The following is a 23,688-nucleotide window of genomic DNA, read 5'->3' as shown; positions in this document are numbered from 1 at the left end:
TTTTCATAAACAGTTTACAGACATTATAAGATCTGTAAACTGTTTTTATGAAAATATATTCTATACTAACTGTTCATAATACTGTTCCATCAGGCTCTTTCGTTCTTTTGTTTCAAGGTTGATATACTCAAACTTTTTATACTGGCAGAATGAACCCATATCTTTATCTCCGTTGATGAAAATACCTCCTACAAGAATTACATACTTGCAAGGATAGCTGGTTTCCTTTACCAGTACTTCTATACGCTCATCTATGGCTTCATACATTACTTCCGTTGCCTCAAAAATCTGATTTTCCGCATTCAGGATTCTTTCTTTACTGTGAAGGAAGATTTGTTCGATGGTATTCATCTGGAAATCCAGCGATGTGATATTTCCTTCAATAATCTGTCCTGCCGCCAGTTTTCCAAGCGCTCCTTTTGCAGCACCACAACATGCTGAATTACTGCTCTGCCCTATTCTGCTTATCTCTCCTATCTGTCCTTCTTTGGTAATCCCGATGTGAGGAGCATAAAAAATAATTACTGCCCCATCTTCCGGAACATGGTGTGCAAAAGCTCCCATTCCCGTAAGTCCGGCAAAAGGGAAACCATCAAGTCCCCCCAAATGAAACGGACCCAGCATTTCATAGGCTCTTGGCGGATATTGTATGGCATTCACATCATCACAGCACATACTGTCTGCGTGCATTAACTGGTTAGGTTTTAATTCCAGATGTTTTTCAATTGTGTCTAATAAACGGTTGACTGTATCAATAGACGTTAAAGCCTTCGGATACCATTTTCTTACTGATTCTATACTCATAATTTTATTTTTTGTTTTTACATAACAATATTATTAACAGGCTGTATCGCAGGTGGAAGTTCTTTTTCACCCAGCATTTCACGAAGGTCAATTTCTATATTCCTGCTGATCTGGGTAATGGGAATATCGTTGGCATTGCCTTCAAACGGATTTTCCGTACTCTCTCCTATCTGTTCCAAAACCAGGAAAACCCAGCCTAAAAGTACACTGAACGGAATGGTAAGCCAGACTATATGATCTCCAAATTTTTCAATCATTTTAGAAAATTCCCCTAAAAATCCTAGAGGGAGCAAAAAACACAATGCATTCGTGAAATAGAGATTGATGCTTGAAAACTGTCTTGGATAAGGAAAATTCTTGATCCGTTCGCATTTTCCCTGCTGGTCATACAATTCCTTGAACTGGTTTTCAAGTGCAGTATAATTATACTCTGAAATTTTGCCTTCCTCATTTAATTTTCTCAGCTGGGCAGACTGTAAAGCAATGATTTGTGTGGCCCTGTTCTTGGTAGAAAGCACATACTGAAGTTCATCATCACTTAAAAATACTTTGAGCTCATCTTCAAGCTTACTTTCCCATTCAGGTACTTTATAATATTGCAGGTATTCTTTATTGTAGCTTTTCGTTTTTACATGTTCCCAGCTTTTTGTTTCCCTGAGCTGGAATCTTAACGCCGTAAGCCATGCAAAATGACGGTAAATAACCTGCTGATGCAAAGCTTTCTCCTGTACTTCATCATCTGCTCTTATGAAATCTTTAACCAAAATGCCGAAACTGCGGCTGTTATTGATGATGGCCCCATAAATCTGGCGGGCTTCCCAGCTCCGGTTATAGGTCTGGGTATTTTTAAACCCTGAAATAAATGCAGTGGCAGTGCCAAGCAAGGCTACCGGAACCCAGGGAATAGCCAGCCACTTCCATCCCAGAAAATAAAACAGTGCTGTGGGAACAATACTTAAAATAAGCATTTTATAAATCTTTCTCCGCGTCCACGGAATAAAATGGTAAAGTTTATAATGTGAGCCTGTATTCATAATAATTTAATTTTTTGATGAAAATTTACTGATCAGGATACCTACCAGTACAACGGTATAAAACTGCCCCGCGATTCCCACAAAAGCGGTAATCAGTTTCGTAACATGGGTATTGGGGGTAATATCTCCAAAGCCAATGCTTGTAAAAGTGATGGAACAGAAATAGACCAGATCCATAAATGTAAGCGCAGGTGAAGACAGATCAACTCCTTTGAAAGATGCAGGATCGCGGTACTGGAAAAATTGCAGTGAAAAAACCGAAATTTCTATCAGCAGCATATATCCGCATATGGATGCTGAAATAATATCGGTGTTGATATATCCCGGTTTTAGCAGAAATCTTACTACTTCCGTGAAAAGAAAGCAGAAAAACACTACATAATTAATATTCAGAAATGTGAAATACCATGAAAAATCCTTAAAAAACGGAATTCCGATGGGTAACAGCAAAATAACAATAAAATGCAGGTTCCTGAACCAGTGCCTCCAGCTGTGCTTTCCTGTAAACAAAAAGACAGATCCCAACCCCAGAACGAGCATATTAACGGGCCATACAACACGGGTATAAAAATCCATATCTGTGAGGAATATTCCTACAAATAAGTGCTGCATCAGGGCTAATAAAAGGATTTCGTATTTTCTTTCCTGTAGCTTTTTAATCATTTGTGTTTTATAAAATTAAAGAACCTCCTGCAATTATCCAAAAACACTCAGGTTTTTAGCAATATCCTTATTGGCATATGGTGGAAAAACATCCAGTTCAAGATCAGGATTCCCGATTAACATGGCTTTGGTGTTGCTTAATGCATCAAATCCTGCTTTTCCATAATATTTTCCCATGCCAGAGTAGCCTACTCCTCCGAATGGAAGACTGTCTATCCAGCAATGCAGATTCGTCTGATTGATGCATCCGCCTCCAAATGAAACCGAATTCAGGAAATAGTCAATATTCTCCTGATTTTTACTGAAGATGTAAGCTGCAAGTGACTTAGGTTTTCTTTTGATAATATTCACAATTTCCTTAAAATCAGAATAAACCATTACAGGCAGAACCGGACCGAAAATCTCCTGTTGCAAAGCGGGATCTTCCCAGGTACTTGGATACAGGATGGTCGGTTCCACATACCTGTCCCTGATATCATACCTTCCTCCTAAAACCACCTTTTCAGGAATGATATAGGAAGCTACCCTTTCTGCATCATGCTCACTGATCATTCTTGCAAAATCAGGGCTCTGCTGTGGATCTTCACCGTACATTTTTATTGTTGATTCTTTTAATTTATTAATGAAAACATCCGCAATACTTTCATGTACATACACATAGCCCGGCGCAATGCACCATTGACCTGAAATGGCATTGTGCCCCCATGCAATTCTGTCTACCGCAATATCCAGGTTGGCCGTTTCATCCACAACGGTAGGATTCTGTCCACCCAATTCGAGAATAACAGGGGTAAGATTTTCTGCGGCAGCTCTCATTATTACCTTTCCTACAGCTGAACTTCCTGTGAAAAAAATGAAATCAAAGGGTAATTTTAAAAGTTCTGTAATTTCCTCACGTCCTCCGGTCACGACATTCACAGCTTCCGGTTCGAAATATTTGGGGATAAGTTCCGCAAAAAGTTTTGCCACGGCTGGTGTGGTATTGGCCGGTTTAAGAATAACGGGGTTTCCGGCAGCCAGAGCCGCAATTGCAGGATCCAAAAGCAGTAATATGGGAGCATTAAATGGCCCTATGACCAATGTTACACCAAAAGGTTCTTTATAAATGATGCCTTTATTACCTGTTTTCTCAAGCCCTTCAGGGATGGCAACAGGTTCTGGAGCCATTAGTTGTTGAAGGTTTTCTTTGTAATATTTTACATTGCCCAGTGGAACGGTAATTTCAAAAAGCTGTTCAAAAGGAGGTTTGTTAAAATCTGTCTTCAACGCCTGGCAAAATACGTCCTGGTTTTCAACAAGCATTTTTTCCAGTCTGTTCAGCTGGTCTATCCGCCACTCATAGGTTTTGGTAGCATCTGTAAAGAAGAATTCTTTTTGTGCATCAAAAATCGACTGATAATTATTCATAGTCTTATATTTTGGGGATTAATTGGCTTGACCTATATCAAGACGTGAGATTTTTCCATCTGCATCGAAATGAAATTTGAAATAGGTTCTAAAATCGCCCCAGCTTTCTGTATGGAAGTTACCATAGATATCTTTTCCTTCGTTTTCCACTTTGTCAATGGTGGTGAAACGTTCATGCCCGCAAGCATCCTTTACAAATTTCTGAAAGTCTCTCGGGCTTCCGTCATCGTATAATTTTGCATCTGCCGTAAAGAAAGATAAAAAAGTCTGGCTGTCTCCTTTTTGCCATGCATCGAAAGCTTCTTTTACTGTATTGTTTGTTAATTTACCGGTATCCATATTATTATATTTCTGTTGTGTTTTATGAGTTTTATTGTTTGAGGATGAATTCTGCTGCCCACATGCTGTAAGGCTGAATATGCATATGACCATAGTAACTAATATACTTTTCATTGTTATGCATTTTTTAAAGGGTATTGCAGATAAATAATGGCCAGGTTCAGGAGTAAAAACGGAAGCTCAATGAGAACTCCTTTCAGATCCTTACCCAGAAGGTGCAGGCAAATGATGAGTAAAATTCCGGCAGCCATCAGAAAGTTTCCCCAGACAAAGGTTTTAGGGAATAAGATCATTAAAGCTGCAATCATTGTAATACCTCCATTTATTGCTAATGCGGTTTTATTAAATCCCCACTTACCGAACATTTCCATCATTTCAGATTTTCCGGCAAGCATGGCATATCCCTGTTTAATTCCCATAAACACTGCTATGAGAATCAGTATTGAATTAATTATTCTGATGATCATGATTTTAGGTTTTTAAAGTAAAAATGGATAACGGATTCTCTTCAAAATCACAATTATCCATTATCTAATCAAGTACTTCTGAATTAATCCAATTTTATCTTGTAGTATATCCTCCGTTGGCAAAAATAGTCTGCCCGGTGATCCACCAGCCGTCAGTTACTAAAAATTCTACCAAAGGCGCAATGTCTTTAATATCAGTCAATCCTCCCAATGCGGCTGCAGATTTATGATATGCTACTGCATCAGAGCTTTCCTGACCGTAAAAGAAAGGGGTATCCATAGGGCCCGGAGCTACTGCTGTTACAGAAATCCCTCTGTCTCCGAATTCTTTTGAAGCAGCTCTTGTAAAATGCTCTACCGGTGCTTTAGCTCCTGCATATGTTGAATATAGTCCTGTATACGCAGCCAGTAAAGATGTCACAATAGTACAGATCTTACCGTTGTCATTTACTTTTTTGCCCGCTTCCTGTAAGAAGAAATATGCTGATTTGGAATTGACCCCGAACATGGTATCATATTCAGCTTCGGTAGTTTCCACAAACGGTTTTTTCAGTACCATACCAACGGTATTGATGGCAATATCCACTCCTCCGAAAGTTTTTACAGCTTCATCAAAGAACTTTGTAATATTTTCCACTTTGGTAAGATCTCCCTGAAATAAGAAAGCATCAGCTCCCAGAGCTTTTACCTCAGCTAAGGTTTTTTCGCTTTCTTCCTTTGAGCTGTCACTGTTATAATGAATGGCAAGCTTTGCTCCTTTTGCAGCGAAGTCTTTGCTTAATAATCCTCCAAGGTTTTTTCCACCTCCCGCTATAAGTACTACTTTTCCGTTTAAATCATTTCTTGACATAATAATGTTTTTTTAATTGTTTTACGTATTACAAATATGGGAACTAAGTGATTTCAAATCGTGGTGAAATTTTCGGAAGTTGTGTTTAATTCCGAATTTCTTTTGTCTATTTTTCGGCTATATGCCTTTTTGATATGTTCTTTGTAGTTTTTAAAGTATTCTTTCCAGGCTCACATTACTTTCCGGTGTTCCCCCGAATGTATAACCTGACAGGGAAAAGCCTTCATTATCTATTGTTATCCTGAAATTCACATCATTATTTACATCCAGAAACAGAACGGTGTCTGCAGAAGCCAGATAGCTGTTTATACTAAAGAAGGCTGCATTGGCAGACATATAGGCCTTTTCTTCTCCATTCACCACAATGGCAACGTTTACCCTTGTCCCTGTAAATCCTACATTAATCCCACTGAACAGTACATTGAAGTTGATCCTGTAAAGTCCTTTCTGGCGTATACGGAAAGTATCTCCGGAGTGCCTTACGGACAAATAATCTGCAAACTGTGTGTTATTGGCAGGAATGGATAACGGTAAATTATTTGAGCTGCATAAAATGGAAATACATCCTGCTGAAGCTGCATCAATTCTTGCCCTGGTCCATGTAGCAGATTTTCCCTGAGATATAAATGCCTGTTCCCAGGTAGTTCCCTCATACACTTTTGCCATTACTGCATTTTTATCATACATCAGCATAGCTTCCATAGCAGGATCATCATCATATCCGTCTGCCTGTAATGCATTATATTTAGGTAAAGCAGTATTGTTGGCTGCTCCCGGAAGGATCAGCACTTTCTGCCCGGTATTGTTCTGCAATTCCAGTTGGGTGTAGGGACTTGCAGGAGCACTGCCTCCCATAATCACCTGTGCGCTCATCAAGGAGCATCCTAATATACTTAAACCAATTAATGATATATATTTTTTCATCGTTTTAAAGCTAAATGGTTATTTTAATTTCTGTACATTAATGAATGTATCTCTATGATCTGTAGAGCTGGAATACACTGAAATTGCAGCACTTGTGGAAACGGATGCAGCCAGTCTTATCCTTGTATTGGCCGGTAATGTAACGGTTGATGAAACACTTGCGCTTTTATTGCCTGCTTGTCCTATATCGATAAAGATTCCTCCGTACTGAAGGGTTTCGCTAAAGGCTAAAGTAGCCCATGTAGTCCCGTTATCATAGCTTACATCAAGATTTACCCAGTAAGATACATCCTGTCCAAGTCCTAAAAGACTGGTTCCACTGAATCCTACAACCCCGGATATGTGATACAAACCTGCTGAAGGTATGGTAACATAATCAGTTCCGGTTGTGAGGCTGAGATTATTTACCAGTAACTGTGAACGGTTATTTGTATTGGAAACAGGAATGACCTTTGTATTGTTATTTCCGAATAACTGGGTCAGGTCACAGGAATTGATGCCGAAAGGCGGGACACCAAGCCATATACACGCCCAGCTTTGTGAGCTTCCTGCTTTTCTTCGTGTTTCGAAAGGGTTCTGAAATCCGCCTAATTGTAAGGCAGGTATCCATACTGTTCCGTCGTATTTGTAATATTGTTTGTCTTCTTTATTATACAAAATAGCTCCTTCCAAAGCCGGAATATCATTGAAATAGTCTTCTTCGGCAGCATTGAACAACGGAAAAGCGGCTATGTTATCAGCCTTGGTAAAGATGGCCCCCTTCCCTGGATCTTTTATATCTAACAATGCATTAATATGAGGGCTTCCCGCTGTTTTAGATATCCGTATCTGTGCTGAAACAGGGATTTGATACAGATTGAAAAGAAGAACCATGAATAAATATACCTTCGTTTTCATTTTTCAATATTTTTTAGATTAAAGCACTATTTTTTCAAAAATTACTTCACCTGTTCCATGCACATTGCTGTTCTGAAAGGTTGTTGATGAAGTAATTACAGGAGAAAGGCCGGATCTCATATAGCCCTGTAACCGAAACTTGTCTCCGGCATTTACCTGTGTAACTATTGAACCGTTGAATACAGGGCTGTATCCAAGATCATCGTTGGCATCTATAAAGGGTTTATAATCAATGGTAGCAAATGTTCCCGGTGTGGCTGCATTTGCTTTCTGAAGCCTGAGCTGAATCTCATCTGTGTTTAATCCGTCAAAAGAAGCATAAGATCTGTAAGTTATTCTATACAAACCTGTTTCATTAACGGTAATTACATTAGAGGCAACAGATAAATGGATCTGGCTTCCCATAAAATCCGACGGGCCGGAATTGGTAAGGGACATAATGCCATCACTTGTACATCCATATGGAGGAAAAAAACCTCCGGTACAGCTCAAAATCAGGTTGGAAGGCCTTGAAAAGTGGGCGAGATATTGTGGCTTTGTTTCCACTACATAATCGTATACGCTTCGCCAGTTGGTTCCGTCGTGCTCATAAATGGAAGCATTGTTTTTACTGTAAACTATGGCTCCTTTAAAGACCTCATCTCCGTCCGGGTCAGCTGCACTGCTTATTTGCGGTACTGTGGGCAATAAAACCGCTGTTGCGGGAGATGTTGATTTCACTTCAAGTATCGCGTCAGAATGAGGCTGATGATCGGCAGGGTTTTTAGAGATGTTTACCTGCGCATACACTCCTATTTCCAATAGGCTGAGAAGAATAATGTATATTTTTTTCATCGCATTATGGTTTTAAATGAAAATATTATCACATAAATCACATTATAAAATTAGAGATTCCCAAAACGAAAACAAGCCACCAGACGGGTGACTTGCTATAATAGGTGTTATAAATTCGGAAAAAAACCATCACTTCATTATGCTCCCGCCAGATGTCATAAATCCCTCCGGCAGATGTTTTAAAATGATACATTTTTGCTAAGAACCCATTTTAAATTGATTTTTTATAGGTATTTAAATACAAAATCTGTATACATAAATCTTACACCGGATTTTAGGGGTATGAATATGGAATTTTATTATAAGTAATCAGAATTCTCTGGCTTTTTTAAATAATTTACCTGAAAAAACCTCATTCAGGTCAATTTTAGGAAAAAAATATTGAATTCTAAGAATAGGGCAACCGGAAACGATTTTTCCTGGAAAAGTAATTGCTGATGCATTCAAATCTACTGCTGTATGTAAACTTAGATTAAAGAATACAATTGTTTAACCGGATTTTTTGCTCAATAATTCAGAATTAAGCTCTAAATTAATTTAAATTTCTGTATTTATTGGGGGTAAAGCCAACGCGGTTTTTAAATAACCTGCTAAAATGCTGCGGATATTTAAAACCCAATTCAAATGCTATTTCATTGATTGTCTTATTGTTGTCAAAAATTTTATTTTTTGCAATATCAATAATTTTATTCTGAATGTATTCCTGAGCAGATTTCCCGGTCTCTTTTTTAATAAGATCTCCAAAGTAATTTGCTGATAAATGAAGTTCATCGGCAAAGTAAGCAACTGAAGGTAAACCTATATGGTATGGTTTTTCAGATATGAAATAACTGTTCAGTAATTCTTCAAATCTTTCCAGTATGCCTTTATTAACGTTTTCCCGGGTTATAAACTGACGGTCATAAAATCTTTCACAGTAATTCAGGAATAATTCAATATTGGAGGCAATCAGTTTTTTACTGTGTTTGTCTACCATTTGCCTTATTTCATTTTCAATTTGGGAAAAACAGTCAAAAACAATTTTCCTTTCTTTATCAGATAAATGGAGTGCCTCGTTGGTATTATAATTGAAAAAACTATACTCGCCAAGATTTTTACCGAGAGATGTACCTTTCACCAGGTCGGGATGAAAAACCAGGCCATGCCCCATTGGCTGATAATAATCAACCTTGTTCTCCACATCAATTACCTGGCCGGGAGAAATGAATACCAATGTTCCTTTCTCATAATCATAATGATTACATCCGTATTTTAAATCTCCACAGTGTACTTCTTTAAGGAAAATGCAGTAAAGCCCGAAAGTCATCCTCGAACCGGTTCTTTCCTTCGCTTTTGAAAAATCTAGGATACTAACGAGAGGGTGCTGAGTTTCATGATTATTAAATGCATTGTACTGGCTTACTGTGTCAAAATTATATGTCTTTTCCATAGCTTTTCCCATTATTTAACAATACAAAATTAACCATTCTGCTATAACCTGGACAGAGGCCATCTGCCAATCAGTGATATTGGTAGTAAAAACTGTAATATGTATACTAAACGACTTAATCTCAAACCGGAACTTTGTAGTATTAAAATTCTTCTTCCGGAAAGATAAAAAAATAAAAATGCAAACAGTTACACTAAACAACGGAATTAAAATGCCGATTTTAGGATTCGGTGTTTTTCAAATACATGATCCTGCCGAATGTGAAAAAGCAGTTATAGATGCTATTGAAACAGGATACAGACTCATTGATACAGCAGCATCCTATTTGAATGAAACTGCAGTTGGTAACGGTATTAAAAATAGCGGCATTGCCAGAGACGATTTGTTTATAACCACCAAACTTTGGGTACAGGACACAGGTTATGAAAAAACAAAAGCTGCCTTTCAAAAATCTTTGGAAAGACTACAATTGGACTATCTGGATCTATATCTGATTCATCAGCCTTATGGAGATGTTTTCGGTTCCTGGAAGGCTATGCAGGAATTATATCACGAAGGAAAAATAAAAGCTATTGGCGTAGCTAACTTTCATTCTGACAGGATTATGGATTTAATCATGAACAGTGGTTTTACTCCTGCTGTCAATCAGGTTGAAACCCATCCTTTCCATCAGCAGACAGAATCTCAAAAGTTTCTTCAGGAAAATGAAGTACAGATACAATCGTGGGGACCTTTTGCAGAAGGGAAAAACAATATATTCCATAACGAAATACTGTCCGCTATTGGTGAAAAATATAATAAATCTGTGGCACAGGTAATTCTTAAATGGCTAATTCAAAGAAATATCGTTGCCATTCCAAAATCTGTCCGTAAAGAAAGAATAGCTGAAAATTTCAACATTTTCGATTTTGAGCTTTCTTCAGAAGATTTACAAACAATAACTCTACTGGAAACAGGTACAAGCCTGTTCTTTGATCATAGAGATCCAGCAATGGTAAAATGGCTGAGTGAAAGAAAGCTGGATATATAGAAACTAATATCTAAAATAATCGAAAAACCTAAACTTAAAAAATCATGCAGAGAACAGTTGAAAAAATTAAGCACAGCGATTTGAAATTTGGTAAAAAGATCCTTTTGAATACCCTGTTATCCTGTTCCATTGTCATAATTTCATCATGTGCTACATCAAAGACAAATCAAAGTGGAAATATAATTCTTAAAGAACAGGGCGCATTTTCAGCAGGTGGTACCATCATCAAAAGCGAAGGCACTTTTGACCCATTAAAACCATGGAACGAGCAGCAAGGAGGACAAACACGTCATGGTGACCACGCCGATGTCTTCTACCAAATCCCTGTCAACAAGAAACATAATTCCATGGTATTCCTGCATGGCTATGGGCAGTCCCGCCGCAGTTGGCAAACTACAGCCGATGGCAGAGAAGGTTTTTCCGATATATTTTTAAAATCAGGTTATGGTGTATATCTGGTTGATCAGCCAGGCCGTGGCGATGCGGGGCAAACCACAAAACCTGTTCAGATCTCAGCATCACCCGATGATCAGACCTGGTATACCCAGTTCCGTATCGGCCTTTATCCAAAATTCAACGAAGGCGTTCAGTTTCCCAAAGGCGAAAAATATCTTGACAGTTTTTTCCGCATGATGACACCTAATACAGGTAATGCAGACGAAGAAACTATAGTAAATGCTCTGTCGGCCGTATTTGACAAATCAGGTGATGGAATTCTCTTCACCCATTCTGCAGGAGGGGCTCCGGGCTGGAAAACTGCGATTAAGAATGATCGTGTGAAAGCTATTGTAGCTATTGAACCAGGCGGGTTTACCTTTCCTGAAGGTGAAGTTCCACAAGGCAACCGTGGAGGAAAAGGTGTTCCGCTCAACGAATTTCTGAAACTTACTGAGATCCCTATCGTGGTCTATTATGGGGACTACATTCCCGCAGAAGAAACCAACGCTGCTTCCCTCAACTTCTGGCGTAATGTGTTGGCCACGGCAAAACAATGGGCTAAAATTGTCAATGCTCACGGTGGTAATGCAACGATTGTTCATTTACCTGAAATGGGAATTAAGGGCAATACTCATTTCATAATGTCGGATTTAAACAATAGGCAAATAGCCAATCTGATCGCAAAATGGTTAAAAGAAAAAGGATTGGATAATTAGTAATAAAAAATGAAAAGGCTTTTAAAATTAATAGCATTTGGCACAGCAGTAATTGCATCAACAACTATAAATGCACAAACCAATGTCAAACAGAGTCTGGACGATAAACAGCAAGCAATTATCCGTATTTCTGCACTCACCGGCAAAGGTAAATTACCAGAGCTGAAAACAGAGCTAAACGCAGGACTTGAAACCGGACTAACGGTAAACCAGATTAAAGAAGTCATTATTCACGTTTATGCTTATGCCGGATTTCCCAGAAGCCTCCGGGGATTGCAGACTTTTATGGTCGTGCTGGATAAAAGGAAAACCAGTGGTATTACCGATGAGCCGGGAATAGAATCATCACCAATTGACAGCGCTGCCAGCAAGTATGAAAGAGGTAAAGCAATATTGGAAAAATTAACCGGGATTCCGGAAACTCAGCTTAAAACCGGATATGCAGCATTCGCACCGGAAATTGAGATATTCCTCAAAGAACATCTTTTTGCGGACATTTTTGAACGTGATGTTTTGTCATACGCAGAAAGAGAGCTGGTAACCATATCTGTACTCAGCAGTATTGGCGGTGTAGAACCAATGCTCCGCTCCCATCTAAATATTTGTCTGAATGTTGGTTTAACGCCGGAACAGCTCCTGCAGTTTGTAGATGTTATCAAACAAACCATTGGCAGTAAAGAAGCAAGTGCAGCACAGACCGTCTTGCACGAAGTGTTAAAGAGTAAATAAATTTTAAACTATTAGAAAAATGAAAAAGCTAACCTCAATAATTGCATTATCAATGTCTGTAGCGGCAACAGAAACTGCAGACGCACAATCTATTCAAAAAAAATATGAACAGAACCCTTTTACACTGGTATATGATGACGCAATAACCAGGAATGAAAAGGGGAAAGTAAATATCCATCCCGTAACCTATAAACTGAATGGAATTACAATTGTTGCCAATGTTTATACACCGGCAAATTATGATGCTTCAAAGAAATATCCGGCCATAGTGGTAGCCCATCCTAACGGAGGTATAAAAGAGCAAACAGCAGGTTTGTATGCCCAGCGTCTGGCAGAATCGGGATATATAACCATTACTGCCGATGCAGCCTATCAAGGGGCAAGTGGCGGTGAACCACGCCATACGGATAAACCGGCAAACCGGACTGAAGATATCCATGGTATGGCGGATTTTATTTCCCAATACAAGGGGGTTGATACAGCGCGATTAGGTGTTTTAGGCATCTGCGGCGGCGGCGGTTATACTTTAAAAGCAGCACAATCGGATAAGCGGTTTAAAGCGGTGGCGACATTGAGTATGTTCAACTCGGGAGAAGTAAGACGGAATGGTTTTCAAAATTCGCAGCTGAATACTATTCAGGAACGTTTAAAGCAAGCTTCGGAGGCCCGTGCCCAGGAAGCTGCAGGAGGCAAAATAATGTATGCAGGTGAAGCAAATCCCAATTTAACAAAAGAGGAAATTGCTAAAATACCGACCGATTTATATCGTGAAGGTTATGAGTATTATTTTAGAACTCATGCCCATCCTAATTCAACCTTTCTGTATACCATGAGCAGCCTGCTTGATTTAATGACCTGGGATGCCACTGCAGACATGGACCTGATTAATCAGCCTCTTTTAATGATGGCCGGAAGTAAGGCAGATACAAAATATATGACGGATGAAGCCTTTAGCAAAGCAAAAAATGTAAAAAACAAGGAACTTTTTCTGATAGAAGGAGCCACTCACATACAAACCTACTGGAAGCCGGAATATGTATCGCAGGCTGTACATAAGCTTGTGGATTTTTATCAAAGCAACCTTTAAAACAGAAAAATGAAATATAGTTTAAAATATATTCTTATTATCCTAATGATTCTTTTTGTAGCCTGTAATAAAGAGAAAGAAACGAACGATTCGCTCATATTTCCGAAAGGGAAGAAAATAACGAACGAAAATTTTACCGGAACGGCCTACCTGCAAGTGCTTATGGATGCCGATAGCCTTAATTCTATATCCGTTGGAAACGTAACCTTTGAGCCGGGAGCAAGAAGTAAGTGGCATACACACCCGGCAGGACAAATATTGCTTGTTATAGATGGAGTGGGTTATTATCAGGAAAAAGGACTACCTAAAAAAACACTCCGCAAAGGGGATGCAATAAAATGCCCTCCCAATATTCCTCACTGGCACGGAGCAAGTACTGATATGGCTTTTGTTCAGGTAGCCATTACAGGGAGGGAGAAAGGAGAAACTGTCTGGATGAAACCCGTAACAGATGAAGAATATACTTATGTAAATTAATTTTTTGAATTAAAAACCAATGCATATTATCTGAGCGATTTAACTAAAAATTTTTATCTCCGGTTGTAATCTGATCACATTATGAGAATATTGCAGACTATCTCAGTTGTACCTTTGAAATAAGTTCTTCAATAGGCTCCAATATTTCTTTTTCATACTCAAAAGCATTCCTTTGCGAAATCTTTCCTCCACCGAAGCCGGGGCTTATTTTATAACTCTTCAGAAACTGTTTCTTTTTAATTCCTATGGCGTAATACCAGTCTCCGGAACTGTTATTTACAAAGATCACCACTTCATCCAAATTCATAATATGCTTCCTGCCAAATAAAGGATTATCCCTGTAAACTGCATTGTCATAACGGTTAAACTCATACCGTATATTGAGACGGAAAACAAAGTCTATGACTCCATGTACAAAAAAATAAACAATAATCCCAAGGCAGAGCAATCTTCCCCCCTCTCCCAGCTGCTCGTGAAAAACAGCCCGGATAACGGCTGATCCTACCATAGTAACGGCGAACCTGATAAGGCTCGAAAAGATTCCCCTGTTAGGTTCCAGTGAAATGCTGCCGTCTCTGATTTCAACCTTTAGCTTATCTTTTATACTCATTACCCAGGATTTCTTCAATATCATTTAATATACTCTGGATAGGTCTTGTAAAAATTCTTTGGGCAATATTTGCTTCATATTCTTTACCATTTTTAGTATAATTTGCTATCAGGCTTACATTAATGGTAAGAATTCCCAATTGCCTTATTTTGCAGATAGTAAATCCCTGCAAATCTGATATGGGAATAATTCCTGGGCCTCTAATAAATCCAACCCTGATCCGGATTTCTTTTGCATCCATATCAATAATACAATAGCTTGCTGCAACAGACAGAATCAGTAAAACGGTAAGTACCAGCATCCACCATTTGAAACCGGATTCAGGTATTTTTACAAATCCCAGAACTGAAAGCATCATCATAATACTGCACAATGCAATATTAAAACTATTGGAAGAGGTAAGTTTATACTGATTACCTGTCCGTTTAAAATTTTTTAATTCCTGCATTTTTATTGCTTAAAAATCTGATCGAGTTCATTGGAAAGTTCCTGCATTTTCTTTTTCCCAAAAGAGCTTCCTAGGAAATGCTTCGTTTCCTTCCCTGTATTATCCGTAGCTTTTACATATAAATAGGCACCCAGTGGAATCCTGGCAAAACTTAATGCTTCCAGCTCAAATCCCAATATCTGATTGAAATCAAACGTGTCCTGATACCGCCCTCTCCCTGGTACATCTACTTTAAGGATCTTACCGTAAGGGTAAACTCTTATTTTTGAAGGTTTCAAAAGCAGTAGAACAATGATTAGAGAGGAAATAACTATGATGGCTATTCCTGTTTTGATATAGTCGCTGTATGTAAGAACGGCAATTCCTATAAGAAACCACATACAAAGTATAAGATGATGAAAGGAAAAGAACTGTTTTATTTTATAGGTTTCACCTTCCGGAATAAGATATTGAAATGTTTTCATGAATGCCAGATTTCTAATTGTTTACGAATCACCGGAAATACCTCTTCTTCAAACTGAACAGCTCTTTTCCGCCTGTTCAGGAAAGGACTGATCTGGTAAGATTTCCCATAGCGGTTCTGTTGATCTGCAACAGCATAAAAAGCCCTGCCATTGAGTGTATTGCGGACAATAACAGCTTCATTTTTCCGTACAACATTACACTGATAAAGGTTTCCTATACAAAAGACAATCTGACCATCTTTCCCTGGAGGAATAATAACCTTTTGCTGTACAACAGCAATCTTATGTATGAACGTGGGTAGTCCCAGGCAAAATGCGATGGCTAAGGGCATCTGCCAGAAATCGTGCAACCGGATAAACAGGAATAATCCCAGGATCAGAAACAGCAATGCAACGATAAGAATACGGTTGCCTATTTTGCGATAAATACGGTTGGGAGTCAGTACCAAATCGCTGCCCATCCAGTGCATCATCTGATCTTTCATTGTATTTCTGTAATTTTTTCTGTTTCCAGCAGAAGCTGTTCCATATGTTTGCTGTTCATAAAGCTTTGTCCTAAAAGGATTTGTTCACGTTTACCATTTTTTTCCGTTAAAGCCAGCGCAGACGATATCAATATCAAAACATAAATGCTGTTGTTAATATTCAGGTTTTGGACATCTGCAAAAGAAATAGTTCGTGTTCCGGCCAGTAAACCGGATTTTTGGATCAAGATCTTACTGTTGACATCAATATGCAGGCTATTGAACATTCTGTTAAGCAACCCAAGCCCGAATGCAGTGGTAATAACGGTTACTATATATCCTTCAATACCGGGCCATTTAATAAAAAAGAATCCTCCTACGGCAAACAGAATAAATGCAGATAAGAGATACTGTAATTTCCGGTCTGCTCTTTTGTAAACCCCGGAGCTTACTTCCTGGTAGTATTTATATTCATTCATCATTAATGTATTATAATTTATCTGTTTCTGTTATATAATGACAGGCCTGTTATCAGTAAAATAAGAGCAGCAATGATCACCGGCCATATACCATAAGTAAACATCCACACGGTTTCTTCGGCAGGGCCCATTTTCATAATAAAAGCCAGACAGGCTCCGATGACAATAAGAATTATTCCAATTACTTTTTTCATTTTTCCGGTTTTAAATTTATACTCCTGCTATCTGATAAAAGAAAATTTGTCTTCAAACATTTTCCCGATTATCGGTAATGGTTTCTGCACTTCATTAGCAGCATTGATGATACCAATAACCAGCAAGGCAAGAAAAACAAACCCAATAAGGCTTAATAGGGATAAAGAAGGCATAATGCTTATCAGAATACCCAGTACAATATTGAAAACGATACTTGTAACAAGCAACCCGAGTGACTGTTTCAAATGATATTTTAGAAGACTGTCTACATTGTCTTTTCCACTGATATAAGCAACCAGCCATCCGATAAGGGTGATGTAGGATACAATTGAAAGAGTTTTGTTGTTCATAATAAAAGTTTTAGGATTAGAATTGTGTGAAAGTTTTACAGGACAAAAATGCTCTGCTATAATCCATAATCCTATTCTTTTACAACTACAAAATTCTTACAATGACAAAACCTGGATACTACAGAATGTCTACAATAAAATACAATCCATTATAAATCAAATCAATACAAATAAATCATTATAGCAGAAATTTTTACCTCTTGTTTTTAATGACTACAGATTTCTGTACATTTGAATATGAAAAAATTCCCTCAACTCCTCTTTTTCATTCTTTTTTCAGTTAGTATTCAGGCACAGCAGAATTTTGCCGACAGTTTGCAGCATATTTTGAATACCCATCCTGCAACTGAACAGGCAATCACTGTCCAGCAGCAATTGGCAGACTGGTACCGCGCCGCCGAACGTTATCCTGAAGCTATACAAATGGCCGAACTCAGCCTCAGGAACAGTAAAAAGATTTCAGCAGACAATCTGGGGACTGTAAAAGCGTATTGGATACTGTCAAACATTTATACGAATACTGAAAAATTTGATCAAGCCAAAGAATATATTGATAAGGCCAGTATTTCGGCGAAGAAACAGGACAATCCTTTAGCGCTTGCTTATGCAAACTACGCTGCAGCTATGCTAAGAAGTACTCTTTTTGACAATGAAGCTACCTTAAAGTATCTTAATCTTGCCCTTACAAACATTCCTGATCCGGAAAAAGAACCCCTGCTTACAGCCCGCATCTATTATTTTCTATATGGCATTTATACTGAATGGAATGATGAGCACAAATCAATGGAATATATCCATAAAGCATTAACATATGCACAAAAATCTTCCAATAAAAATATGCTTGCCAATGTCTATTCGGCTATATCTGTTGTGTATACTTTCCGTTATGAAAAAACAAAACAGAAAAAATACCTGGACAGCATCATGCAGCCATTGGACAAAGCTATTGAGCTGTTTCACCGGTATCCGGGACAGGTTATGAATAATACCTATTCCCATTGCCTGAATAACAAAGCGAGTTATTACCTTAAATATTATAATGCCGATGATCCTGTTATTAAGCAGAAAATGCGCGACAATATAAAAGAAGCACTGCGGGCCACCCCTTCGGGAAATGATGTAGTGATTTCCAACAGCTATGGCATGCTGAGTGAACTAAGCATGAGAGAAAACAATCTCCCGGCCGCTGAAAAATATCTTACCATAGCTTATGACCAGATAGCACAAAGAAAAAAACCTTATTATCATACACTTATCAATGTACTTACATCTTTAGTGAAGCTCAGTACAAAGAAGGGAGATTATGAAAAAGCACTCACTTACCAGCAGAAAATAACGGAATATAACAGCCTGCTTTTTGACGAACAATCGGCAGCGGTCACCAAAAGACTGGAAGCCCAGTTTGAACTGAGTAAAAAAGAACGGGAAATAGAATCTTTACAGGAAAAAGCTTCCGGCCAGAAAAAACAGAAATATCTTTTAATAGCCTTGATAACTATTGGCGGGCTTGGTGCCGTTTTTATGTTCCGTTCCTACCATTTCAATCTCAGGTATTCTCTGGCCAGAGAGAAGCAGCTTACTGCCGAGAAAAATGAAGCCGCTATACAGATAAAATATGAAAAGGAAGAGCAGGCACGCTTAAAAGCAGAACAGGAATTGCTGGCCCTTCAGCAACAAAAACTGCAGAATGAAGTAATGGCCAATCAGCTTCATCTGCAACACAAAAATGATGTATTGCAGCAGCTTAAAGAGAAATTATCCAATCAGGAACCTGTCAACATACAGCAGATCATCCGGGAAGAAACCCTGAATGACAATGATTTTGAGAAAGCAAAATTCCATATCCAGGAAATGCATCCCGATTTTTTCGGCAATCTGAACAAACATGCAAAACAAAAGCTAACCACTTTGGATCTTAAGTATTGCGCCTATCTCTATCTTGGAATGGATACCAAAACAATTGCAGGCTTACTGAATGTTGAACCCAAAAGTGTACGAATGACAAAATACCGCCTCAAGCAAAAATTTGATCTGGATGCCGAAAAGGATCTTGTGAATTATATTAAAGAAATAGGATAAGAAACTGTTATTGAAAGTATTCAGGGAAGAAAAAAGAAGTGCATTGATGCTGAGAAAAGAACCATTTAAACCTTAATAAATTCATTTAAAATAAACGTTTTTTAGAATAATTTCACTTCAATTGGTAAAAATTGATTAATTTCGAATAGAACTAAACTCAATTATTATGAAAAATTTAAAGAAAATCAACAGACAGGAAATGAAAGCCATTAAAGGCGGTATTAACTGTACAGGCGGGCAGCTTTGCCTGATCAATGGGAAATGGCAATGCAGAGCATACGACGGGTGTGGCGGTGGAAACCAACCCTAAACTTCAAACCTAACCAAATTACTTTATTATGAAAAATTCTAAAAAAATTTCAAGAGATCAGTTGAAGAGTATTAATGGCGGAGCACTGAGCTGTTCTGAAGCATGCTGCCCTCCTCCGGGAATAAAAAGATGCCCCTGGATAATCTGCGTGGCACCGTGTGATATATTAAGTTAGAAATTAAATACATTATTATTCAGAAATGGAATCCCTTAGAATCAAAGATTCTAAGGGATTTTTGCGGAAAGTGAGAAATTTGAGCCTTCCCTCATAATGCTATGTATTACTGCACTTTATCAATTACAAGGTATCATATCACTCCTTCCCTGCTAAAAACTGAAAAAAACGATAATAATTGTAAGAATAACTATTACAGCAGAAGCACCGCTGCTATTATCCTTAGTATAGTTTATTGCTGATATTTTTAAACCATAGTTCTGTACTTTCTTCGATGGGAATATTGAGTTTGGTTCTGAGGTTATGTTTACGGTTGCGCACCGTGCTTATTGTCCTGAACGTAAATGCTGCAATATCTTTTGTGTTAAACCCAAGATAAATAAAAGCGCAAAGCGTAAGCTCCGATACTCTCAGCTTAGAATTGATTTTTAGCAGTTCACTGATTACCTCGGGATATACTTCCTGAAAGCGGGTGAAAAATTCGGGGCTGTTATTTTTTGCAAGCTGAATAATATCATCAAATGATTCGTTTACCTTCTGTTGAAGCTGCTGGTTTTCTTCTTCTTTTATATTGATCAGGTTGTCACTTTCTTTTCTTCTGGAATTGTATTTTTTCCTGGTGAAAATATATACCGCTAAAAACAATGCTATGATTGCACCTATTATTACGTAGAATCTGTTTTTGGATTTTTCGGTATGAACTTCTTTTTCTTTGATAAACCTTTCTACCGGAATTCCCTGGACTCTTCGGGTTTCATTTACCAGGCTATCATTTATTCTTGTATAAATCTCAATATTTTCAACTGCTTTTTTTTCATTCTGCATTGCTTTATAGGCATCAAACAACAATTTATGGGTATCTTTAATATCCTGGGGTTTATTGAGCTTTCTGGATATGGAAAGGGACTCTTCATATAAAGCAATTGCTTTAGTATAGTCTTGTAATTCAAAGAAATAACGCCCATAATTTCTCTGAAGAACAGAGTATTGAAATAATGGAGTAATATTTTTACGATACAGTTTCTTACCGAAATCCAAATAATATTTCGCAGAATCCAAATTCTTTTTGTAAGAAATAAAAAACTTCGCAAGTCTTGCGGAAGTGTAAACATCAGGTGCCAATTTATGGGCTCTGTACAGATCTCCTTCAAAAGCTTTGATGTTATTTTCCTCTTCATAAATAACTCCTCTGGCACTGTAAATATATTTGAGAATGCTTTTTACATTCTGAACAGGAAGTGTTTTCGCGATACTTAAGCCCTGATTATAATTTTCAATGGCTTTATCCCGGAAGCCTAGTATTTTATAATTGCGTCCCAATTCTGCATATATTCTTGCTTCAATGGCCGGGTTATTCAAATCGCTGTTTTTTATGAGAGCTATATCCAGATATTTTAAGCTTTCCTTTATTTCAAAAAGATTGGTATTAATATTAGCTGCAAAAACATATACTTTTACCACTTCTTTTTTTTCATCTATCTTTTCATACCCTTCAATCAGTTTTTCGCACAAAGCAAGTGATTCTTTCAGTTTGCCGTCATTGAAAAGACGGGAGACATTATTTACAAATAGGGAATCAAGCTCTTTTTTCGTGTTCTGCCCAAAACAAAACCCTAAGAATAATACTGTAACTATGACTAATAATTTCCTTGAATACATAAATTTCACACATGGCTTACAATCAACAATAAAGCTATTAAAAACTAAATTAATTAATCATATTATTAAAAAAACCTAATTAATAAAATATATTTCTTAATTATTTAGAAATATTTTAATTTTATTGAAGTGCAACACACACTCAATATTTCTATTCTGCCGGAAAGCAGATCCTTTTATAACTTATTTTAAAATCATACAATATTTTTATGTTCATGTTACTATTTATCTTTTGGATTATCTTTGAGCTATCAGTTTACCTATTTTACGTTTTATCATATAAATGGCGGTTTATTTTTTCAAAACTCCCGTGATGATTTCTTTACAAAAAAGATAATCTGCCTGTATTAATACCAACTTGTGAATCAATGTTCAAGAGACAGATGAGAAAATAACAGATTCCATTTTTTCATATTAATATTATCGGGTGTTTTTTAATTTCTTAATCGTATTTTAAGATGGCAAAGAAAGCTAAATAGCATAATCAGTAACAAAAAAGGCATATCTATACAGTATCTATTTTAGTATATCTTACTGATATACAGTTATTAAAAAAACCATATAACTTATAAACAGAATAATACGATTTACCAAAGGAAGATCTAAGTTCTTTTGTATCTGCCGGGAATTAATAATGAAACCACTTTATACTCCGGATTTTTACCTTCAAAATAATAAATGCTTTTCACTTCTTTCCAAAGAAAATACCGGGTTATGCAAATATCCACAACTGTATCTTCTTCAAATAAAAAAGCTATTTCATCATTAAAAAAACTAATGTAGAATTTTCTGTAAAACCAAATTTCACAATCCGATTTTTTGGATGGCTTTCCAAAAACACTCAGAATTTGAGATTTAGACCTGTGAAGGTTTTCATTAATCAGCTTTTTAAGTTGTTGTACTTGTTTATCCATTTGTGTAAGGTGGTTTTAGGGATTCTGTACTGTTCTATCACCTGCCTCTTTGTTTTTTCCCCGGATTCTATCATTTCAAGAATGAAATCGATGATTTCTTTTGTATATATATTTTTACGGAAATTCGGGAGAGAAGATTTAGTGGCGGCATTTTTTTTCACTCCGCATGAACTTGAATCAGGTGAATATAATATCAGATGGTGGCTGTACATTCTAAAAAAATCATATTCTAAAAGTTTGCACCATTTTAAAAGGGTTTCCGAGTCAAGGCTCTTCAAGCCCAACATTTCTTCAATTTCATTTTCCGTACAATTCATGAAGTTACAAACCCTTGAAGTTGCTATATCCTTTTCATTAATTTCCTGCCTGATAAGTGAGCCGATATGAATGTTTTTAAAGTCCAAAGTTTTAAAGATTATGTTAGTTACAGGTCAAAGGAAAAACAATAATTTAAAATTCAGAAAAAACCAGGGGTCTATCGAAGTACTATCATCATAAAAACATTTGATAATCAATACATTAAATACTATTTCGGTGAAAATTTCAGTATTATTTTGATACAATCAGAGGTTGATTAGTTCTGCCCGGAAGTATTGTGTACATCAAAACGGGCAATTCATTTACTCACTCAGTATTCTGTTATAAAAAAAACAGACCAAAATAATTGGTCTGTTACTATAAATATGAGTGTTGAAGATAAATTTTACGGTTTCCAGAACGTCCATTTCTGTCCGTTGAAAACAATCAAACGATGCTTTGCAGAATCACTGGGATGTTTAAGAAAAGCCATCATTCCGGGAGATGGATTTTTGATGTTGGTATAATTGGAAACAATTGGTAAAACCATTGCTTTGTTTGGTGAATCCAAAACCAAAACACCATCTGTTGTCGTGGCTGAATTTCCAATTATAGCTTTTGCACTGGTCTGGTCAGCTAATGGAGAAGCCTGTGGAGTTTTCACACTGCCTGCAATCGCTGTATTATATCCGGATTGCACACTAAGGTCTGTCCATCCCGCATTTTCATTCTTTACCTTTACTTTGTATTCCGCATTGGCAGAAACATCAAAAATTAACGTTCCTCCTTTAGCATTATTTACACCGGATGGCACAGTTTCTACGTAAGGAAGTATAATCCCTTTGTCATTATCTGTTCCGAATTCCAGTAAAACGGAAGCACTGGTAACACTTTCTACCGAATTAGTAGCTCCTACTCTTACCTGCGAATAAGCAATTACGGAGAAGGAAAAAAATAATATGGCTGCTGTATTTTTCATTGTTTTACATATTTAATATCCCATCTTGCCCTTGCCTCTACCTTTGCATATCTTTGTGTTTATCTGAAGATCTGGCCATCTTCACTATTGAGGTAAGGGCTTCGATGAGATTTTATTCAATAAATTATTTTAAAAAGTTC

Annotated in this window: 29 protein-coding genes; 8 read left to right on the top strand and 21 right to left on the bottom strand. The window is 37.3% G+C overall.

All coding sequences use genetic code 11. The annotated features are described in order from the left end of the window. Positions 1-60: 60 nt before the first annotated feature. The 11 genes from HNP36_RS03725 to HNP36_RS03675 form a co-directional block, all read right to left on the bottom strand. A complete protein-coding gene (locus tag HNP36_RS03725; protein ID WP_184160290.1) occupies positions 61-804 on the bottom strand; it encodes a hypothetical protein in 744 nt (247 codons plus the stop codon). Between the two features lie 17 nt (positions 805-821). Continuing rightward, positions 822-1,838, bottom strand: a complete 1,017-nt coding sequence (locus tag HNP36_RS03720) for a bestrophin family protein (protein ID WP_184160291.1) — start codon at positions 1,836-1,838, stop codon at positions 822-824. A 6-nt stretch (positions 1,839-1,844) separates the two neighbouring features. After that, positions 1,845-2,501, bottom strand: coding sequence for a potassium channel family protein (locus HNP36_RS03715; protein WP_184160294.1), 657 nt, complete (start codon positions 2,499-2,501; stop codon positions 1,845-1,847). A 33-nt stretch (positions 2,502-2,534) separates the two neighbouring features. After that, entirely contained in the window at positions 2,535-3,908 is a 1,374-nt protein-coding gene (locus HNP36_RS03710; RefSeq protein WP_184160296.1) for an aldehyde dehydrogenase family protein, read from the bottom strand. An 18-nt stretch (positions 3,909-3,926) separates the two neighbouring features. Continuing rightward, positions 3,927-4,361, bottom strand: coding sequence for a nuclear transport factor 2 family protein (locus tag HNP36_RS03705; RefSeq protein ID WP_228456240.1), 435 nt, complete (start codon positions 4,359-4,361; stop codon positions 3,927-3,929). A 2-nt stretch (positions 4,362-4,363) separates the two neighbouring features. Beyond that, complete coding sequence (locus HNP36_RS03700) at positions 4,364-4,714, bottom strand: DoxX family protein (RefSeq protein WP_184160298.1); 351 nt, start codon at positions 4,712-4,714, stop codon at positions 4,364-4,366. Between the two features lie 94 nt (positions 4,715-4,808). Further along, positions 4,809-5,564 (bottom strand): SDR family oxidoreductase, encoded by a 756-nt coding sequence (locus HNP36_RS03695; RefSeq protein ID WP_184160300.1) that lies wholly within the window; start codon positions 5,562-5,564, stop codon positions 4,809-4,811. Between the two features lie 150 nt (positions 5,565-5,714). Further along, positions 5,715-6,488: a hypothetical protein gene (locus tag HNP36_RS03690; RefSeq protein WP_184160302.1), complete on the bottom strand. Its 774-nt coding sequence runs from the start codon at positions 6,486-6,488 to the stop codon at positions 5,715-5,717. Between the two features lie 18 nt (positions 6,489-6,506). Then, complete coding sequence (locus HNP36_RS03685; RefSeq protein ID WP_184160304.1) at positions 6,507-7,385, bottom strand: hypothetical protein; 879 nt, start codon at positions 7,383-7,385, stop codon at positions 6,507-6,509. An 18-nt stretch (positions 7,386-7,403) separates the two neighbouring features. After that, entirely contained in the window at positions 7,404-8,219 is an 816-nt protein-coding gene (locus tag HNP36_RS03680) for a hypothetical protein (protein ID WP_184160306.1), read from the bottom strand. Positions 8,220-8,751: 532 nt separating this feature from the next. Continuing rightward, the gene (locus tag HNP36_RS03675; RefSeq protein WP_184160308.1) at positions 8,752-9,648 is read right to left on the bottom strand and encodes a helix-turn-helix domain-containing protein; all 897 of its coding nucleotides are present in this window, start codon (positions 9,646-9,648) and stop codon (positions 8,752-8,754) included. A 178-nt stretch (positions 9,649-9,826) separates the two neighbouring features. Here HNP36_RS03675 and HNP36_RS03670 point away from each other — a divergent pair, with 178 nt between their 5' ends. The 5 genes from HNP36_RS03670 to HNP36_RS03650 are packed head-to-tail and all read left to right on the top strand — an operon-like array spanning position 9,827 to position 14,125. Next, entirely contained in the window at positions 9,827-10,678 is an 852-nt protein-coding gene (locus tag HNP36_RS03670; protein WP_184160310.1) for an aldo/keto reductase, read from the top strand. Between the two features lie 44 nt (positions 10,679-10,722). Then, positions 10,723-11,832: an alpha/beta hydrolase gene (locus tag HNP36_RS03665; protein WP_184160312.1), complete on the top strand. Its 1,110-nt coding sequence runs from the start codon at positions 10,723-10,725 to the stop codon at positions 11,830-11,832. 9 nt (positions 11,833-11,841) lie between these two features. Further along, positions 11,842-12,561, top strand: a complete 720-nt coding sequence (locus HNP36_RS03660) for a carboxymuconolactone decarboxylase family protein (RefSeq protein ID WP_184160314.1) — start codon at positions 11,842-11,844, stop codon at positions 12,559-12,561. Between the two features lie 19 nt (positions 12,562-12,580). Continuing rightward, on the top strand, positions 12,581-13,648 hold the full coding sequence (locus tag HNP36_RS03655) for an alpha/beta hydrolase (RefSeq protein ID WP_184160316.1): 1,068 nt from the start codon (positions 12,581-12,583) through the stop codon (positions 13,646-13,648). Positions 13,649-13,657: 9 nt separating this feature from the next. Further along, the gene (locus tag HNP36_RS03650; RefSeq protein WP_184160318.1) at positions 13,658-14,125 is read left to right on the top strand and encodes a cupin domain-containing protein; all 468 of its coding nucleotides are present in this window, start codon (positions 13,658-13,660) and stop codon (positions 14,123-14,125) included. Positions 14,126-14,222: 97 nt separating this feature from the next. Here HNP36_RS03650 and HNP36_RS03645 read toward each other — a convergent pair whose 3' ends face one another. The 7 genes from HNP36_RS03645 to HNP36_RS03615 are packed head-to-tail and all read right to left on the bottom strand — an operon-like array spanning position 14,223 to position 17,135. Continuing rightward, positions 14,223-14,735, bottom strand: coding sequence for a hypothetical protein (locus HNP36_RS03645; protein WP_184160320.1), 513 nt, complete (start codon positions 14,733-14,735; stop codon positions 14,223-14,225). Then, a complete protein-coding gene (locus tag HNP36_RS03640; RefSeq protein WP_184160322.1) occupies positions 14,719-15,183 on the bottom strand; it encodes a hypothetical protein in 465 nt (154 codons plus the stop codon). The genes HNP36_RS03645 and HNP36_RS03640 overlap by 17 nt, the downstream gene beginning before the upstream one ends. Positions 15,184-15,185: 2 nt before the next feature. After that, positions 15,186-15,647 (bottom strand): hypothetical protein, encoded by a 462-nt coding sequence (locus tag HNP36_RS03635; protein WP_184160324.1) that lies wholly within the window; start codon positions 15,645-15,647, stop codon positions 15,186-15,188. Further along, positions 15,644-16,132 (bottom strand): hypothetical protein, encoded by a 489-nt coding sequence (locus tag HNP36_RS03630; protein WP_184160326.1) that lies wholly within the window; start codon positions 16,130-16,132, stop codon positions 15,644-15,646. Before HNP36_RS03630 ends, HNP36_RS03635 begins: the two co-directional genes overlap by 4 nt. After that, complete coding sequence (locus HNP36_RS03625) at positions 16,129-16,593, bottom strand: hypothetical protein (protein ID WP_184160328.1); 465 nt, start codon at positions 16,591-16,593, stop codon at positions 16,129-16,131. The genes HNP36_RS03630 and HNP36_RS03625 overlap by 4 nt, the downstream gene beginning before the upstream one ends. Before the next feature lie 14 nt (positions 16,594-16,607). Further along, entirely contained in the window at positions 16,608-16,784 is a 177-nt protein-coding gene (locus HNP36_RS03620) for a hypothetical protein (protein ID WP_184160330.1), read from the bottom strand. A gap of 27 nt (positions 16,785-16,811) precedes the next feature. Further along, a complete protein-coding gene (locus HNP36_RS03615; RefSeq protein ID WP_184160332.1) occupies positions 16,812-17,135 on the bottom strand; it encodes a DUF4870 domain-containing protein in 324 nt (107 codons plus the stop codon). Between the two features lie 237 nt (positions 17,136-17,372). Here HNP36_RS03615 and HNP36_RS03610 point away from each other — a divergent pair, with 237 nt between their 5' ends. The 3 genes from HNP36_RS03610 to HNP36_RS19355 all read left to right on the top strand — a co-directional run bounded on the left by HNP36_RS03610 (position 17,373) and on the right by HNP36_RS19355 (position 19,699). Further along, positions 17,373-19,214, top strand: a complete 1,842-nt coding sequence (locus HNP36_RS03610; RefSeq protein WP_184160334.1) for a tetratricopeptide repeat protein — start codon at positions 17,373-17,375, stop codon at positions 19,212-19,214. Positions 19,215-19,380: 166 nt separating this feature from the next. Further along, entirely contained in the window at positions 19,381-19,524 is a 144-nt protein-coding gene (locus HNP36_RS03605) for a bacteriocin-like protein (protein WP_184160336.1), read from the top strand. A gap of 28 nt (positions 19,525-19,552) precedes the next feature. Then, positions 19,553-19,699 carry a bacteriocin-like protein gene (locus HNP36_RS19355; RefSeq protein WP_410494152.1) on the top strand — a complete coding sequence of 49 codons (147 nt, stop codon included), beginning with the start codon at positions 19,553-19,555 and terminating at the stop codon, positions 19,697-19,699. Between the two features lie 222 nt (positions 19,700-19,921). Here the strand turns inward: HNP36_RS19355 and HNP36_RS03600 are convergent, their stop codons facing one another. The 3 genes from HNP36_RS03600 to HNP36_RS03590 form a co-directional block, all read right to left on the bottom strand. Next, a complete protein-coding gene (locus tag HNP36_RS03600) occupies positions 19,922-21,358 on the bottom strand; it encodes a tetratricopeptide repeat protein (RefSeq protein ID WP_184160338.1) in 1,437 nt (478 codons plus the stop codon). A gap of 880 nt (positions 21,359-22,238) precedes the next feature. Then, the gene (locus HNP36_RS03595; protein WP_184160340.1) at positions 22,239-22,676 is read right to left on the bottom strand and encodes a transposase; all 438 of its coding nucleotides are present in this window, start codon (positions 22,674-22,676) and stop codon (positions 22,239-22,241) included. Between the two features lie 299 nt (positions 22,677-22,975). Next, positions 22,976-23,548, bottom strand: coding sequence for a hypothetical protein (locus HNP36_RS03590; protein WP_184160342.1), 573 nt, complete (start codon positions 23,546-23,548; stop codon positions 22,976-22,978). Between the last annotated feature and the right edge of the window lie 140 nt (positions 23,549-23,688).

This window comes from Chryseobacterium shigense (assembly GCF_014207845.1).
Lineage (GTDB): Bacteria > Bacteroidota > Bacteroidia > Flavobacteriales > Weeksellaceae > Chryseobacterium > Chryseobacterium shigense_A.
Note: the sequence above shows the minus strand (reverse complement) of the source record. Positions and strands in the feature narration are given on the sequence as shown.

Coding starts and splice junctions, on each gene's coding strand:
- HNP36_RS03690 (WP_184160302.1), bottom strand. CDS start 6,488: ATGAAAAAATATATATCATTAATTGGTTTAAGTATATTAGGATGCTCC.
- HNP36_RS03640 (WP_184160322.1), bottom strand. CDS start 15,183: ATGCAGGAATTAAAAAATTTTAAACGGACAGGTAATCAGTATAAACTT.
- HNP36_RS03680 (WP_184160306.1), bottom strand. CDS start 8,219: ATGAAAAAAATATACATTATTCTTCTCAGCCTATTGGAAATAGGAGTG.
- HNP36_RS03635 (WP_184160324.1), bottom strand. CDS start 15,647: ATGAAAACATTTCAATATCTTATTCCGGAAGGTGAAACCTATAAAATA.
- HNP36_RS03625 (WP_184160328.1), bottom strand. CDS start 16,593: ATGATGAATGAATATAAATACTACCAGGAAGTAAGCTCCGGGGTTTAC.
- HNP36_RS03600 (WP_184160338.1), bottom strand. CDS start 21,358: ATGTATTCAAGGAAATTATTAGTCATAGTTACAGTATTATTCTTAGGG.
- HNP36_RS03665 (WP_184160312.1), top strand. CDS start 10,723: ATGCAGAGAACAGTTGAAAAAATTAAGCACAGCGATTTGAAATTTGGT.
- HNP36_RS03655 (WP_184160316.1), top strand. CDS start 12,581: ATGAAAAAGCTAACCTCAATAATTGCATTATCAATGTCTGTAGCGGCA.
- HNP36_RS03720 (WP_184160291.1), bottom strand. CDS start 1,838: ATGAATACAGGCTCACATTATAAACTTTACCATTTTATTCCGTGGACG.
- HNP36_RS03650 (WP_184160318.1), top strand. CDS start 13,658: ATGAAATATAGTTTAAAATATATTCTTATTATCCTAATGATTCTTTTT.
- HNP36_RS03660 (WP_184160314.1), top strand. CDS start 11,842: ATGAAAAGGCTTTTAAAATTAATAGCATTTGGCACAGCAGTAATTGCA.
- HNP36_RS03645 (WP_184160320.1), bottom strand. CDS start 14,735: ATGAGTATAAAAGATAAGCTAAAGGTTGAAATCAGAGACGGCAGCATT.
- HNP36_RS03710 (WP_184160296.1), bottom strand. CDS start 3,908: ATGAATAATTATCAGTCGATTTTTGATGCACAAAAAGAATTCTTCTTT.
- HNP36_RS03705 (WP_228456240.1), bottom strand. CDS start 4,361: ATGAAAAGTATATTAGTTACTATGGTCATATGCATATTCAGCCTTACA.
- HNP36_RS03675 (WP_184160308.1), bottom strand. CDS start 9,648: ATGGAAAAGACATATAATTTTGACACAGTAAGCCAGTACAATGCATTT.
- HNP36_RS03630 (WP_184160326.1), bottom strand. CDS start 16,132: ATGAAAGATCAGATGATGCACTGGATGGGCAGCGATTTGGTACTGACT.
- HNP36_RS03590 (WP_184160342.1), bottom strand. CDS start 23,548: ATGAAAAATACAGCAGCCATATTATTTTTTTCCTTCTCCGTAATTGCT.
- HNP36_RS03605 (WP_184160336.1), top strand. CDS start 19,381: ATGAAAAATTTAAAGAAAATCAACAGACAGGAAATGAAAGCCATTAAA.
- HNP36_RS03725 (WP_184160290.1), bottom strand. CDS start 804: ATGAGTATAGAATCAGTAAGAAAATGGTATCCGAAGGCTTTAACGTCT.
- HNP36_RS03620 (WP_184160330.1), bottom strand. CDS start 16,784: ATGAAAAAAGTAATTGGAATAATTCTTATTGTCATCGGAGCCTGTCTG.
- HNP36_RS19355 (WP_410494152.1), top strand. CDS start 19,553: ATGAAAAATTCTAAAAAAATTTCAAGAGATCAGTTGAAGAGTATTAAT.
- HNP36_RS03615 (WP_184160332.1), bottom strand. CDS start 17,135: ATGAACAACAAAACTCTTTCAATTGTATCCTACATCACCCTTATCGGA.
- HNP36_RS03695 (WP_184160300.1), bottom strand. CDS start 5,564: ATGTCAAGAAATGATTTAAACGGAAAAGTAGTACTTATAGCGGGAGGT.
- HNP36_RS03610 (WP_184160334.1), top strand. CDS start 17,373: ATGAAAAAATTCCCTCAACTCCTCTTTTTCATTCTTTTTTCAGTTAGT.
- HNP36_RS03685 (WP_184160304.1), bottom strand. CDS start 7,385: ATGAAAACGAAGGTATATTTATTCATGGTTCTTCTTTTCAATCTGTAT.
- HNP36_RS03715 (WP_184160294.1), bottom strand. CDS start 2,501: ATGATTAAAAAGCTACAGGAAAGAAAATACGAAATCCTTTTATTAGCC.
- HNP36_RS03700 (WP_184160298.1), bottom strand. CDS start 4,714: ATGATCATCAGAATAATTAATTCAATACTGATTCTCATAGCAGTGTTT.
- HNP36_RS03670 (WP_184160310.1), top strand. CDS start 9,827: ATGCAAACAGTTACACTAAACAACGGAATTAAAATGCCGATTTTAGGA.